Genomic DNA, 14,195 nt, shown 5'->3' with positions numbered 1-14,195 from the left:
CCTAGATGGAAATGGCATGGGCGTGGTTGCCGAGGGCGCGTACCACGCTGTAGACGGTCAGTGCCGAGGTCTTCGGGTTGGCCGGCAGCGGTTTGCCGCGCAGGCTCATTTCGAAGCGGCCGAAGGCGCCGCGGGCTTCGACCTTGTGCACGTTTTCTTCGCTGAGCGGGTCGGCGATCAGGGTCACACGGGTGCGGTCGAGGCCCAGCCCGGCCAGTGACAGGGTGGCCGCGACGTTGGCGTTTTTCGGGTACAGCCGCGCCGCCTCACGGGCGCTGCCGTCGAAGATCACGGTCGCTTCTGTGAGGGCGTCCAGCGCGCAGACCTGCTCGGCGGGTGTGTTTTGCCAGGCCTGTGCCGGTTTGCGGCCGGTGTAGCTGACTGCGTCCAGGCCGCCGACCTTGGCGGCCGACAGTGCGTCGATGCCGCCAATGGCGCCGGGCAGCAGCTCGATTCGCGTGTTGCCGTGTGCCGCTGCCGCTTCCAGGCGCTCGACCAGGCCAGGCTCGGACAGTGCACCAACCGAGACGATCAGGCAGGCGATGCCGCGCTCCAGCGCTGGCAGCACGTGCTCTTCGATCGCCTTGTGGCCGGCGCATTCGACCAGCAAGTCAGGGCGCGCGTCGGCCGGCAGGGCGGTGAGGACCTGCGGTGGCCGGCGCAAGCTCGCCAGTCGCTGGCGTACCAGCGCTTCAGAGCCGGCCGAGGCAATCACCGCATCGACGCACAGCAGCGGGTCTTTCTCCAGCAGTTCAAGCACACCGACGCCAATGGCACCGCAGCCGATCATGGTGATATGCAACATGGCGGGGTCCTCAGGCCGTGGCCTTCTGCGCCTTGGTTTCGCTGTTGGGCGGGCCGGCGAACTGGGTAGCGAAGCCACCCACGCTGAGCATGTCCACTTCCAGCAGGAACGGGCCTTGCGCGCCCAGCGCGCCTTCGAGCACCTCACCGAACTGCTTCAGGTCGCTGACCAGCCCATGGCGCAGGCCCAGCGATTCCGAGAGCTTGCTGTAGTTCGGCGTGTGCAGTTCGACGTAGGCGTGGCGGGCACCGTAGATGGCGTCCTGGATGTTGCGGATAACGCCATAGCGCTGGTCGTTCATGAGCAGGATGACCACGTTGGCGTTCTCCTGCACCAGGGTCGCCAGCTCACCCAGGTTGAGAATGAAGCCACCATCGCCAGCCAGGGCGAACACCTTGCGCTCCGGTGCCGTTTGCGCCGCCGCCACGGCAGCGCCGATGCCCATCGCCAGGCCTTGGCCGATGCCACCGCCGAGCGCGTGCACACCGGACAGGGGGTGATAGAGGTTGAGCAGGCGGTTGCCCCAGATGCTGTTGGACAGGGTCACGTCGCGCACCCAGGTGAAGTTGCGCCCAGTCTGCGCCTGCAACTGCTCCACCAGCGATGCGTACGGGCCCAGGTCGGCGACCAGCTGTTTGCGTGCCTGCTCGCGCACGGCCTTGAGTTCGGGCAGGAAGCTTGGGTCGATGTTCAGGCGGCCCTGCAGGCGGTCGGCCAGGCCCTGCAGGGCCAGCGCGGCGTCGCCACAGATGAACAGGTCGCTGGGGTAGCTGCGGCCTTCGATGGCCGGGTTGACGTCGATGCGCAGGGTCGTGCGCGGCAGCTTCAGGGCGTACTTGAAGGTCTCATTGCTGCGCAGGCGCGAGCCCGCTACTACCAGGGCATCGCAGGTCTGCATGAAGCCTTCGACCAGCTTGTTCTGCGAGAAGGCTCCCAGGCAGCGCTCATCGTCTTCGTTGACCACGCCACGGCCTTGAGTCGAGGTGATCACGCCGACGCCCATGTCCAGCAGGCGCTTGACCTGCGCGCCGGCATGCCGGGCACCGCCGCCCAGCCACAGCAGTGGGCGGGTGGCGCTGGCCAGGCGTTCGGCAACCAGGTCGAGGGCTTCGGCGGCAGGTGCGGCGACCGGGATAGGCAGTGGCGACAGGTCGGTCGGCATGGGGATGAAAGCTGACTGGATATCGATCGGGATCTCTACACTGACCGGGCCGGTTGGGGCGGTCAGTGCGGTCTGCACGGCCAGCTTCAAGGTGCTCAGCGCGGTTTCGACGCTGCGCACGCGAAACGCTGCCTTGGACACGGCCTTGAGCATGGTCAGCTGGTCGCGGGCCTCGTGAATGTAGGCCAGCTCCTGGTCCAAGTAGGGGGTTTCGATCTGCCCGGTGATGTGCAGCAGTGGGGTACCGGCGGTCAGCGCTTCGACCATGGCCCCGGCGGCGTTGCCGGCAGCCGTACCGGTGGAGGTCAGGCACACGCCCAGGCCGCCGATGCTGCGGGCATAGGCATCGGCCATGTTGGTCGCCCCGGCTTCGCCGCGGGCCATGACGAAGCGGATATTGCCGCGCACAGCGAAGGCATCGAGGATCGGCATGTTGTGAATCGAGATCACGCCGAACGCCGCCCTGACGTCGCATTGCTCCAGGAACGCGGTGATGACGGCACCGACGGTGACAGTATTTTCGTTACGCATGACGGGACAGGCCTCCGGATACATCGATATGACTGCCAGTGGTGTAGGCCGACAGAGGCGAAGCCAGGAACAGGATCGCCTGCGCCGCTTCCTTCGGCAGGCCAAGGCGGCCCAAGGGAATGTGTTTGCGTTGCGCCAGCTGTGCGGTCCATTGCGACCAGTCCAGGTCGCGCTCCTCGCGGGCTTCGAAGCGGCGGCGCCATTGCCCGGACTCGACCAGGCCGATGAGGATGCCGTTGACCCGGATGCCGTGTTCGGCGAATTCGAACGCCATCGAACGCACCATGTTCTTCAGCCCGGCACGGGCGGCCGAGGTGGCGACCATATGCGGTTCGGGCTGGCTGGCCAGCAGCGAGTTGACGCACACGATCGAGGCGTTGGGCTGGCCCTGCAGTTGCGCCATGAACGCGCGTACCGGGTGGATGACCGAAAAGAACTTGAGGTGCAGCTCGTCGTTCCAGGCCTGGTCGGTGGTGTCGGCAAACGTAGACACACGGCCTTGGCCGGCATTGTTGACCAGCGCCTGGGCCGGGCCCAGCGCGGCTTGGCTGGCGGCGGCGAAGGCCCGTACCGACTCGGCATCGAGCACGTCGCACACCTGGGCCAGCAGGCCTGCCTCGGGGAAGCGTTGGCGCAGCCGGGTTTCGGCACTGCGCAGGCGGTCTTCATTGCGCCCGCAGAAGGCGACGCGGGCGCCGGCTTCGAGCAGCAGCTCGACACAGGCGTAACCGATGCCGGACGAGCCGCCGGTGACGATCACCGTGCTGTCTTGAAGTGGGTAGGGGTTCATCTCAGTCCCTCATCAGCGCGGTGACGCGGTGGTGACCGGTGTTGGGCGTGTAGTTGAGCAACCGCGACAACTCATCGGCGCTGCCCCGTACCTGGCCCAGCAGGTTGTCGAAATTGACGTGGCCGATCTGCACGGTCGGGATGGTCAGGCCGAGCGCGGCGACTACCTGTCCGCTGTCATCACGTACGGGGGCAGCCACCGTGGAGATGGTCGACTCGAAGAAGCCTTCGCCACTGACATAGCCGCGCAGGCGATCGGCCTGGACCAGGTCGAACAGCTCCAGCACGGTTTTGGGCGTGCACGGCGAGAACTGCTCCAGGTGTTCTTCGGGATACAGCTCACGCAACTCGCTCAGGCTCAGGTCGGCCAGCAGGATGCGCCCAAGCACCGTGGCATGGGCAGGCAGGCGTGTGCCGACGGTGACTGCGCTGGAGAACACCGAGGGCGGTGAAACCTTGGCCACGTAGACGATCGAGCGGCCGTCGCGCACCACCAGGTTGCTTGGGTAGTTCAGGCGATCGCACAGCCGTGCCAGCAGTGGCTGGCCCAGTTCGGTCAGCTCCAGCGAGGCCAGGTATTCGAAGCCCAGGCGCAGCACCGACATGCCCAGGCGGTATTCGTTGCCGCTGCGGGTGACGAAGCCCATGGTTTCCAGGGTGGTCAGCAGGCGGAAGATGGTCGAGCGCGGCAGCGACAGGCGCCGGGCCAGCTCGGGGGCGGTCAGGGTACGGTTCTGCCGGCTGAATTCGCACAGCAGCAGCAGGCCGCGTTCCAGGCCCGGGACAATGTACTTGTCCTGGTTTTCCTTCGACGGATCCATTTCGTTCATAGCGCGCTACCTGTGAGAGAGGCGTCGAGGGCGCGGGCCAGCAGGCCCGTCACCGTGTCGGGTTGTTCGATGGCGCAGGCATGGCCAGCGCCGGGTATCAGGTAGAAAGGGGCGCCCAGAGCGTCGGCCAAGGCCTGGCAGTCGTCGGCGCGGGTGATGCTGTCGGCGCTGCCGCAGTGCACTTCGCAGGGCACTGCCAGCGGCGCGTGGCGCAACAGCTGGTCGCCGCACAGCAGCTCGATGGCCTGGCGGTAGCCGTGCGGCTGTAGCCGCGCCATGTTCCACTGCACCCAGGCCAGCGCCTGGGCACCTGCGTCTGGCGAGAGCAAATGTGCACTGCGCTCGCGGGCCATTTGCCCGATGCCCAGGTGCGCCAGGCTGTGCAGGCGTTTGCTGCGCACGGCCAGCCCTTGCGCCGGTTGCGCGCCGTAACCGCGTGCCGGGCTGAGCAGTACCAGGCGCTTGACCCGCTGCGGGTGGGCCTGGGCGAACGCGGCGGCAGTCAGCGCCCCCAGGGAATGGCCGACCAGCACACAGCGCTCAATGCCCAAGGCGTCGAGTGTCTGCAGCAAGCGCCCGGCATAGTCGCTGGCGCCCGGCACAGCCTTGGGCAGTGGCGTGGACTGGCCATAGCCGGGGGCATCCCAGGCGATCACCCGTGCCCGCTCGCTCAGGTTCAAGGCCACTTGCAACCAGCTGGCCGCGCCCGAGCCGATGCCATGCAGCAGCACGATGGCAGCGCCGCTGCCCGCTTCACGTACTGCCTGCAGGCCCTGGCCAAGGCGTAGCAGGCGTTCGGCGAAGCGCTGTTCGAGCAGGCTGAGCAAGGGGGCGATGAGGGTGATCGGCATCATCGGCTTACCCGCGCTTGATCGAGGCCAGCGGGTGCGCTGGTGGATAGGTCGGGGTCAACGGCTTCTTGGCACCGAGCATCACGCACATCAGTGCGTCCTCGTCACCCACATTGATCTCTTCGCGGTACACCCCTGGCGGCACCGAGATCAGGTCGCGGTCGGTGAGGATGGTTTCGAAGCGCTCGCCGTCTTTTTCGATGATCACCTTGAGCTTGCCGCGCAGCACGAAGAACACTTCCTCGACGTCGGTGTGCAGGTGGGGCGGGCCTTCGTGGCCGGCTGGGATGACCATGGTGGAGAAGGTGAAGTGCTCGGAGGCAATAGTGTTCATGTCACTGCCAACGCCCGTGCCGCCGGTGCCCACGTAGCGCATCTGCGCGCGGCGGTACTTGGGGTCGTAGTCGGCCTGGAACTTCAGCGCATCCCAGTCGTAGCGGCGCGTTTCATAGCGCGCGATGCGCGTCTGCATCCAGCTGGCCAGGTCGGCGTCGGCGGGGCGGTCCCAGGTCTTGGGGGCGTCGTGTTGCACAGAGAGGTCGGTCATGAAGGTCTCCTTTGCTCAGGGCATGACGAACCCGCCGTTGACCGGCAGGGTTTGTCCAGTGATGAAGCGCGACAAGTCGGACAGGGCGAACAGCACCGCGCCACTGACGTCGTCGGGCAGTTGCGGGCGCTGGATTGCCCGTTGTTCGGTGTACAGGCGGTGGCGGGCCTCGGGCACATAGGCGGTGGCTTCGACCAGCACCAGGCCGGGGGCGATGGCGTTGACGGTGATGTTGGCGTTGCCCAGCTCGCGGGCCAGGCTGCGGGTCATGGCGATCACCGCCCCTTTGCTGGCGACATAGGCCAGCAGGTTCGGTGCACCCCACAGGGGGGTGTCGGACGCCAGGTTGATGACCGCGCCACGGCCACTTTCGCGCAGTGCCGGGAGGGCGGCGCGGGTCATCAGCCAGGTGCCGCGCACATTCACCTGCATGACCTGGTCCCAGGTCTCGATGTCCAGTTCCTCGCAGCTCTTGCCGCCGGAATTGGTGATCGAGGCGTTGTTGACCAGGCCGTCCAGGCCGCCCAGGCGTTTGACCGTGCGCTCGATGCAGGTCTCGATGGACTCGGGGCTGGCAAGGTCCAGGCTGACGCCGCTGACATCCAGGCCCATACCGCTCAGCTCGCAGGCAGCCTGTTGCACACGCCCGGCGAGCACATCGGCGATGACCACCCGTGCGCCGGCCTGGGCTATGGCCTGGGCAAAGGCATAGCCCAGCCCGCGGGCACCACCTGTGACCAGCACGCGGCGGCCCTGGAGAAGGTTGTTGAAGCTGCTCATCATTGGCTACTCAGCATGGCTTTGGGGAGGTAGTGCAGGACGCGCTTCTCGGCCCACACCACGGCGCCGTAGGCGAGTACGCCGATCAGCGTGAGCATGACGATGGCGACGAACACGCCTGCGGTGTTGCCCTGGCCTTCGGCATCCACCAGCAGGAAGCCCAGGCCCTGGTTGCCGCCCACCAGCTCGCCGACGGTGACGCCGATCACGGCCAGGGTCGAGGCGATGCGCAGGCCGGAGAACAACGCGGCCATGGCCGAAGGGAACTCCACCAGGCGGAAGATCTGCCAGCGGCTGGCGTTCATGGTGCGCACCAGGTTGATCATGTCGGGGTCGACGGTGCGGATGGCCGAAAGCACGTTGATCATCACCGGGAAGAACACGATCAGGATGGCGATGAGGATCTTCGGGTAGATGGTGTAGCCCAACCACATCACGAACAGCGGGGCGAAGGCCACCTTGGGCGCGATCTGCAGCGCCAGGATGTAAGGTGAAAGCATCGCTTCGGCCGAGGGCGACAGCCCCAGCGAGACGCCGATAGCGACCCCCAGCAGAGCACCAAGGGCGAAGCCGACGATGATTTCGAAGGCGGTGATCAGGGTGTGTTCCAGCAGGCCGCCGGAATGCCACATCAGCACGCTTTCCTGAGCCACCCGGCTCAGTTGCGGCATGACGAACTCGGGCATGCCGACCAGCCCCGGGCCCCATTGCCAGAGCACCAGGAACAAGACCAGCAGGGCGATGCTGCCGGCCACGGAAGGGTTGAGCTTTCTCATCGGGCGCTTACCTTGTCATTGCCGGGCCGTCATTGGGCCGCGGTTCGGGTTTCGATGAACTGGTTGCTGTAGAGCTCTTCGAGCTTGGGTTCGCGGTTGACGATGCCCTCGCTGACGTAGAACTTGCGCACGGTGTCCAGGCGCACCGGGTCGATGCGGCCGAGTACCGGCTGGCCGGCGTACACGTATTCCACGTACAGGCGCAGGGTCTTTTCCAGCGAGGCCTCTTTGCCGGCGTAAGCCGGGACTGCACGGGCGAAGGTGGCGGCGGCGGCCTTGGGGTCATCGATGATGTCCTGCAGGCCGCGCAGGGTGGCCTGAACCACACCGCGAACGATCTGCGGGTGATGTTCGATGGCATCGTCTGAAGCGAGGATCGCCTGGGCCATGCTTTCGAACACCTGCTCGCGTGGAATCAGCGCGTACTTGAGCCCGGCGTCTTCAGCGTTGACCACCCAGTCCGGTACCCCGGCCATGGCCTGGGCCTTGCTGGCCGAGAACAGTTGCCACACGCCCGAGGGGCCGGCTGCCTGGATATCCACATCGTCCTTGCTCAAACCAGCCTTGCGCAACGAAGCGAGCAGGGCGTAGTAGGTGGTGTCGGAGTAAGACATCACCGTCAGTGTCTTGCCCTTGAGCTGGCTGACCGAGTGGATGTTTTCGCCGGCGTTGGTCGCGATCATGGTCACCCCGCCGCCACCGAGCACCGCCACTGCACGTACCGGGATGCCATTGGGGCGCACGATGATCGGCGTATCACCGATGGCGCCGCCAACCAGGGCGTTGCCGGCGCCGATCTGCTTGGCCACGTCGACGCCGCCTTTGGCGGCGATGAAAGTCAGGTCCAGATCCTGGGCCTGGTAGTAGCCTTTCTCCTTGGCGATGATCCACGGCGCGAACGCTGGCAGGCTGGGTGGTGCAGGCAGCAGGTAGGTGACCTTTGTCGGCTCGGCCTGGGCCTGGGCTGCCAGGCTCAGTGCCAAGGCTGCCAGGGCGGTATGAGCCATGCGCTTGAGGTGTGTGGTGAACATGCTAACTCCCGAGTGGTGAGTGGGGCGTCGGTCAGTGCAGGTCGAGGTCTTCGCCGACCTTCAGCAGATCCATCAGGCGGCCGGCCAGCGGGCCGATTTCCGGCAGCTTTCGGCGTTCCAGCGGGTTGTTGCGATAGGGCAGGTCGATTTCGATCTCTTCGATGATCGTGCCGGGGCGGGCGCTCATCACCAGCAGGCGGTCGGACAGCGCAATGGCCTCGACCAGGTCGTGGGTGATGAACAGGGCGGTCTTGTTTTCCTCGAACAGCATTTGCGCCAGGTCCTGTTGCAGGATCATCTTGGTCTGCGCATCAAGGGCCGAGAACGGTTCGTCGAGAAACAGTACCTGCGGGTCGATCGCCAGGGTGCGGGCGAGCGCGGCGCGCTGGCGCATGCCACCTGACAGTTGGAATGGGTAGTGGTCGGCGAAGCCTTGCAGGTGGCAGCGCTTGAGCAGATCCTCGGCGATGGCTTTGCGTTGGCTGGCAGGCATGCCCTGGATTTCCAGGCCCAGCTCGACGTTGCGGCGGATGCTGCGCCACGGCATCAAAAGGTCTTTCTGCAGCATGAAGGCGACTTTCGGGACCGGGCCGTTGACGGCTTCACCGCCGACCAGCACTTCGCCTTCAGTGGGCCGGTACAGGCCCGAGCCCATGTTGAGGATGGTGCTCTTGCCACAGCCTGAAGGACCGATGATCGACACCACTTCGCCGCGACGGATCTGGAAGTTCACGCCATGAATGGCGAACGGGGCATCGGCCTGGCCCTTGGCGGGGAACGCCTTGCCGACATTGCGGAATTCGATTTCCGTGGGGGCCGGGTGTTCGTTGCGCTGCAGTTCATGCCATTGCGGGGCGATTGCGTACATCTCTTTCACAGCCATGGGCGCGGTCTCTGGTCTGTTTTATAGGTGATACGCCGTTTAGTGCATGAACAATGCCAGGTGAGAAATTTCCAAAGTTAAATATGAAAGTGTTTATTTATTAATGAGTTGCGAATTTCTGATATGTTTTGCTTTGTTTTATATATGAAACGTAGTTTTCTATGTGGCACAAAAATGCCCAGCAACTGCGCATGAGTTGGCTTCGTGCGTAGTTGCCGGGCATTTTCGGTAACGTGAAACTGTGTGGTTTTACAGGTGAAACGGTGTTGCGTTCATCGCCGGCGAGCCGGCTGCCACCGGGATCGCGCTAGCTTTTAGCAGTTGACCAAGACAGTTGCTTCCACAGGTAAAGCGCAGGTCTGAAGAGCTGCGCGATCGAGGTGGGAGCCGGCTTGCCGGCGATGGGCTGCGCAGCAGCCCCCATAGCGGAGTTGTAATACCCCGAGCGCGCTCGACTGGGCCAGCGAGCATCTGGGTCCGCGTTGCGGCCCATCGCCGGCAAGCCGGCTCCCACTTGAATTGCGCCAGCTTTTACTTTTAGAGGTTGAGCAAGACAGCTGTTCCCACCGGGATCGCGCCAACTTTTAGAAGTTGAGCAAGGCAGTAGCTCTTTCTCAGGCCTGGGCGCGGCGCGTGGGTTTGAGGACCAGCCAGAGGGCGGCTGCAATCAGCACGCCGCCATACAGGTGGCCCATCGACAGCGATTCGTCCAGCAGCCACGCACCCCACAGCACACCGAAAACCGGAATCAAAAAGGTCACGGTACTGGCCTTGACCGGCCCTATCTCGGCCAGCAGACGGAAATACAGGATGTAGGCGAAGGCCGTGCACACAAGGCCCAGGCCCAGCAGCGACAGCCATACCTGCCAGCCGCCCCAGCTGGCAGGCGGCTGGGTCAGCGCACTCCAGGCAAACAGGGGCGTCATCATCAGGGTGGCACCGAGCATGCTGCCGAGCGCTGACAGGCGGCTGTCCAGGCCACTGATCCAGCGCCGCGCCAGAAAGCCTGCGAAGCCATAACAGGTGGTTGCCGCCAGGCAGGCCAGGGCGCCTTGCAGCAGTGCCAGGTCCAGCGCCACCGGGCCCGCGCCACTGAGAATGCCGACACCGAACAGGCCAAGGAAGATGCCGCACAGCTTGGGCAGGGTCATGGCCTCGCGGAAGAACAGTGCGCCGATCAGCACACCCATCAGGGGCGTGGTGGCGTTGAAGATCGCCGAATAGCCTGCCGGCAGTACCTGGGCTGCCACCGAATAGAAGGTGGCGGGGATGCCTGAGTTGATCATGCCCAGCACCAGGCAAGCGCCGAGTTTGCCCTCGAAGTTCCAGCGTACGCGCGCTGCTGCAAGTATGGCGATCAGGCCCAGGCAGGCGATGGAGACGCGAAAGAAGGCGGTAGGTACGGTGCCCAGTTCAGGTGCGATGATGCGCATGAACAGAAAGCTCGCCCCCCAGACGGCGGCAAGGGTCAGCAGGCGGGTCAGGGCGATGGGGCTCACGGTGGTCTCCGGGTACAGGGCAGGGCGCGAGTGTACGCGATGGCGCTCGGGCTGTTCTTGTCCTTTCTTGCGCTGTAAGCCGGTAGAGGCGTCGCAAAGTTCCACCGGCGGCTAAGCTGTCTATCTCACCCCGCACCGAGGTGTCCTGCATGACCCAGCACTGGCCGGCCGGCGAAATCGCCCGAATGATCCTCGATGGCTTCGATGACTACCGCGAACACTTTCGCCGCATCACCCTGGGCGCCCGCGAGCGCTTCGAGCAGGCGCGCTGGCAGGATATCCAGCGGGCAGCAGCGGCGCGGATCAACCTCTACGAGCAGAAGGTCGGTGAGGTCAACGGCTGGCTGCGGGACGGGTTCGACGAGGAGGTGCTGCTGGAGGTCGAGCAGTGGCCGTTGGTGAAAAGTGCCTATATACGCCTGATCGACCCACGGCTGGACGATGAGCTGTCGGAGACCTGGTACAACTCCTTGTTCTGCAGCCTGTTCAGCCATGATCAGATCAACGACGGCTGCATGTTCATCCATACCACCCGGCCTTCGATACGCAGCCACGAGCGCGCCGCACAGACCCACACCTATAGACCCGACGGCAGCCTCAAGGGCCTGTTGCGGTCTATCTTCTGCGCCTATGCGTTCGATTACGGTGACCTGGAGAGCGACCTGTCACGCCTTGAAGAGCAGTTGCGCGACTGCCTGCCTGACTGGGTGTGCAAGGACCCGGCGCTGGCCGTTGAGTTGTTCGTGCCGGTGCTGTACCGCAACAAGGGTGCCTACCTGGTGGGCCGGCTGTACAACAGCGATGAGCAGTGGCCCCTGGTGATACCGCTGCTGCACCGCGACGGCCATGGCATCGAAGCGGATGCGCTGATCACCGACGAGGCCGAGGTGTCGATCATCTTTTCCTTCACCCGTTCGTACTTCATGGTCGACGTGCCGGTGCCGGCGGAGTTCGTCAATTTTCTCAAGCGCATCTTGCCAGGCAAGCACATTGCCGAGCTGTATACCTCGATCGGCTTCTACAAGCATGGCAAGTCGGAATTCTACCGCGCCCTGATCAACCACCTGGCCAGTACCGACGATCGTTTCATCATGGCACCCGGTGTGCGCGGCATGGTCATGAGTGTGTTTACCCTGCCGGGCTTCAATACCGTATTCAAGATCATCAAGGACCGCTTTTCGCCCTCCAAGACGGTCGACCGCGCCACGGTGATCGACAAGTATCGCCTGGTGAAGAGTGTCGACCGGGTCGGGCGCATGGCCGATACCCAGGAATTCGCCGACTTTCGTTTCCCCCGGGGCAAGTTCGAGCCAGAGTGCCTGGCCGAGCTGCTGGAGGTGGCACCGTCCACCGTGACCGTGGAGGGCGACACGGTGCTGGTCCGCCATTGCTGGACCGAACGGCGCATGATCCCGCTCAATCTCTACCTGGAGCAGGCCAGCGCAGCCCAGGTACACGAAGCGCTGGAGGACTATGGCCTGGCCATCAAGCAGCTGGCCGCAGCCAACATCTTTCCGGGGGACATGCTGCTGAAGAACTTCGGGGTTACCCGCCATGGTCGTGTGGTGTTCTACGACTATGACGAGATCAGCTACCTGACCGAGGTGAATTTTCGCCATATCCCACCGCCGCGCTACCCGGAGGACGAGATGTCGGGGGAACCGTGGTATTCGATCGGGCCGCACGATGTGTTCCCGGAGGAGTTCCCGCCGTTTCTGTTTGCCGATATGGGCCAGCGGCGTTTATTCAGCAAGTTGCATGGGGAACTGTACGACGCGGACTACTGGAAGGGGCTGCAGGCGTCCATCCGCGAAGGCAAGGTGATCGATGTGTTCCCGTATCGGCGCAAAGGGCGCTGAGGCGGGTTGCCGGGCTGCCTGCCTAGCCCTTCAGGCACTTGAGCTCACTGAAGTCGGTACGCACCTTGGCCAGCCGCTGCTCAAGATACTGCCGCTGGGCCGGGCTACTCTGTTGCAGCAGGTCGATCAACAGGCTGCGTGTCTGCTGTTCGCTGTTCTCAAAGGCGGCGCGGTATTGCGGGGTCCACAGGCTTTCCTTGCGCTGCAGCAATTGCGCAAGGCGCGGTTCGAAACTGGCATCGCTGCGCTGGTTCATGGCCAGCATCAGCTGTTGTTGCCAGTGCGCACGGTTGGCGATCCACTGGCGGTTCTGGTCGCCCAGCGCCTGTGCCCAGGCTTGCACACGCTGGCGTTGTGCGGTGGTGAGTTCGCCGAACCAGGGTGCCAGGCGTTTTTCCATGCGCTCGGCACGGCGGGCGACTTGTTTTGGCAGGGGGGTATCGACGTATTTCTTTTGCCGTTCACTGATGTCTTCACGGAATGCATCGCCCATCTGTGCGACCTGGGCGTCGCTCATGCCACGCAGCAGCTCGGTGGCCGACGGGGTGATCGCTTCTGCGACGCGACCGATCGCCTGGCGGGCTTCATTCATGCGCTGTTGCAGCGCCTGGTCGGTGACTTGCCCCTCGGCGACCATGGAGCGTATGCGGTCGAGCCAGTCCAGGTAGCCAGGCAGTTGGGTGGTGCAATGCCAGGCCAGGTGCTGCTTGAGCCGTTCGTCGAGCAGCGACCTCTGGTCGCGGTTCATGGCCAGGTAGTCGTCCAGCGACCACGGGACCAGCCGGTCGAGGTTGCGGTAGGCCAGGTCTATACGGCTGCAGGCCACCAGTGCCAGCGCGAATGCCGTGGCGATGATCAGGGCTTTGGACAGGCGTAGAAACATGTGCTGATCCCTTGCAGATGGCTGGCCACACGGTAGACGCGAGTACCCCGCGACGGTTCCGCCGAATCAGCGGTCGGGCGGCGCGCTGGCTTCAGGTGTAGAATAGCCGCCTTGTCTTGAGGAACATCGGAAATGGCTCTGCTTGGGCGTTACAACAGTTTGCAAATCGTGAAACACGTGGACTTCGGCCTCTACCTGGACGGCGGCCCCGACGGCGAGATCCTGCTGCCCGGGCGCTATATCCCGAAGAACGCCGAAACCGAGGTCGATGACTGGCTCAACGTGTTTCTCTATCTGGACAGCGAAGACCAGCTGATCGCCACCACCGAGAAGCCCAAGGTGCAGGTGGGCGAGTTTGCCAGCCTCAAGGTCAAGGACATCAACGGTGCGGGCATCTTCCTCGATTGGGGCCTGTCCAAGGACCTGCTGATGCCGTACTCGGAAGAGGCGCGGCCACTGAAGGTCGGCGATTACTGCGTGGTGCATGTCTACCTCGACAAGCGCACCCGGCGCATCACCGCCACGTCACGCCTGGACCGCTATCTGGACCGCACCCCGGCCGATTATCAGGTCGGTCAGCCGGTCGAGCTGCTGGTGGCGGGGGAGACGCCGATGGGCTTCAAAGCCATCATCAACAACCGCCATTGGGGCCTGATTCACAAGAATGAGATCTTCAAGTTCATGCGTTCGGGCATGCATGAGAAGGGTTTCATCAAAGAAGTGCGCCATGACGGCAAGATCGCGTTGAGCCTGCAGCCGGTCGGCCAGGCCCTGGCGGACGGGCTGCATGAGCAGATCATGCAGCGCCTGGAGGCCGAAGGGGGCGTGTTGCCGGTGTGCGACAAGAGCGACCCAGAGGTGATCAGCCGCATGTTCAACGTCAGCAAGGGCAACTTCAAGAAGGCCATCGGCGCGTTGTTCAAACAGGGCCGGATCGTCATCCATGACGATCGCATCGAGCGGGTCTGA

14 protein-coding genes are annotated in these 14,195 nt (G+C 64.2%); 2 read left to right on the top strand and 12 right to left on the bottom strand.

The window, feature by feature from the left end; translation table 11 throughout:
- Position 1 precedes the first annotated feature (1 nt).
- The 11 genes from OSW16_RS20275 to OSW16_RS20225 form a co-directional block, all read right to left on the bottom strand.
- Positions 2-805: an aspartate dehydrogenase gene (locus tag OSW16_RS20275; protein ID WP_241806044.1), complete on the bottom strand. Its 804-nt coding sequence runs from the start codon at positions 803-805 to the stop codon at positions 2-4.
- A gap of 10 nt (positions 806-815) precedes the next feature.
- A complete protein-coding gene (locus tag OSW16_RS20270) occupies positions 816-2,498 on the bottom strand; it encodes a thiamine pyrophosphate-binding protein (RefSeq protein ID WP_241806045.1) in 1,683 nt (560 codons plus the stop codon).
- A complete protein-coding gene (locus OSW16_RS20265) occupies positions 2,491-3,288 on the bottom strand; it encodes an SDR family oxidoreductase (RefSeq protein ID WP_267817984.1) in 798 nt (265 codons plus the stop codon). The genes OSW16_RS20270 and OSW16_RS20265 overlap by 8 nt, the downstream gene beginning before the upstream one ends.
- 1 nt (position 3,289) lies before the next feature.
- Complete coding sequence (locus OSW16_RS20260) at positions 3,290-4,108, bottom strand: IclR family transcriptional regulator (protein WP_241806133.1); 819 nt, start codon at positions 4,106-4,108, stop codon at positions 3,290-3,292.
- 5 nt (positions 4,109-4,113) lie between these two features.
- Positions 4,114-4,971, bottom strand: coding sequence for an alpha/beta fold hydrolase (locus tag OSW16_RS20255; RefSeq protein ID WP_267817982.1), 858 nt, complete (start codon positions 4,969-4,971; stop codon positions 4,114-4,116).
- Between the two features lie 4 nt (positions 4,972-4,975).
- On the bottom strand, positions 4,976-5,515 hold the full coding sequence (locus OSW16_RS20250; protein WP_241806048.1) for a cupin domain-containing protein: 540 nt from the start codon (positions 5,513-5,515) through the stop codon (positions 4,976-4,978).
- A 15-nt stretch (positions 5,516-5,530) separates the two neighbouring features.
- Entirely contained in the window at positions 5,531-6,298 is a 768-nt protein-coding gene (locus tag OSW16_RS20245) for an SDR family oxidoreductase (RefSeq protein ID WP_267817980.1), read from the bottom strand.
- The gene (locus OSW16_RS20240) at positions 6,295-7,071 is read right to left on the bottom strand and encodes an ABC transporter permease (protein WP_241806050.1); all 777 of its coding nucleotides are present in this window, start codon (positions 7,069-7,071) and stop codon (positions 6,295-6,297) included. Before OSW16_RS20240 ends, OSW16_RS20245 begins: the two co-directional genes overlap by 4 nt.
- A gap of 29 nt (positions 7,072-7,100) precedes the next feature.
- Entirely contained in the window at positions 7,101-8,078 is a 978-nt protein-coding gene (locus OSW16_RS20235) for an ABC transporter substrate-binding protein (protein WP_241806134.1), read from the bottom strand.
- Positions 8,079-8,133: 55 nt separating this feature from the next.
- The gene (locus OSW16_RS20230; RefSeq protein ID WP_267824058.1) at positions 8,134-8,970 is read right to left on the bottom strand and encodes an ABC transporter ATP-binding protein; all 837 of its coding nucleotides are present in this window, start codon (positions 8,968-8,970) and stop codon (positions 8,134-8,136) included.
- Between the two features lie 629 nt (positions 8,971-9,599).
- Complete coding sequence (locus OSW16_RS20225; protein WP_241806051.1) at positions 9,600-10,484, bottom strand: DMT family transporter; 885 nt, start codon at positions 10,482-10,484, stop codon at positions 9,600-9,602.
- 149 nt (positions 10,485-10,633) lie between these two features.
- On the opposite strand from OSW16_RS20225, the gene aceK reads away from it, so the two are divergent.
- Positions 10,634-12,343, top strand: a complete 1,710-nt coding sequence (aceK, locus tag OSW16_RS20220; RefSeq protein WP_267817979.1) for a bifunctional isocitrate dehydrogenase kinase/phosphatase — start codon at positions 10,634-10,636, stop codon at positions 12,341-12,343.
- A 22-nt stretch (positions 12,344-12,365) separates the two neighbouring features.
- Here aceK and OSW16_RS20215 read toward each other — a convergent pair whose 3' ends face one another.
- Positions 12,366-13,226, bottom strand: coding sequence for a DUF6279 family lipoprotein (locus OSW16_RS20215; RefSeq protein WP_267817977.1), 861 nt, complete (start codon positions 13,224-13,226; stop codon positions 12,366-12,368).
- A gap of 132 nt (positions 13,227-13,358) precedes the next feature.
- On the opposite strand from OSW16_RS20215, the gene OSW16_RS20210 reads away from it, so the two are divergent.
- The gene (locus OSW16_RS20210) at positions 13,359-14,195 is read left to right on the top strand and encodes a S1 RNA-binding domain-containing protein (RefSeq protein ID WP_267817975.1); all 837 of its coding nucleotides are present in this window, start codon (positions 13,359-13,361) and stop codon (positions 14,193-14,195) included.

The sequence above is a fragment of the Pseudomonas putida genome (assembly GCF_026625125.1).
GTDB classification, from domain to species: domain Bacteria; phylum Pseudomonadota; class Gammaproteobacteria; order Pseudomonadales; family Pseudomonadaceae; genus Aquipseudomonas; species Aquipseudomonas putida_X.
This window is presented reverse-complemented; position numbering and strand designations above follow the sequence as displayed.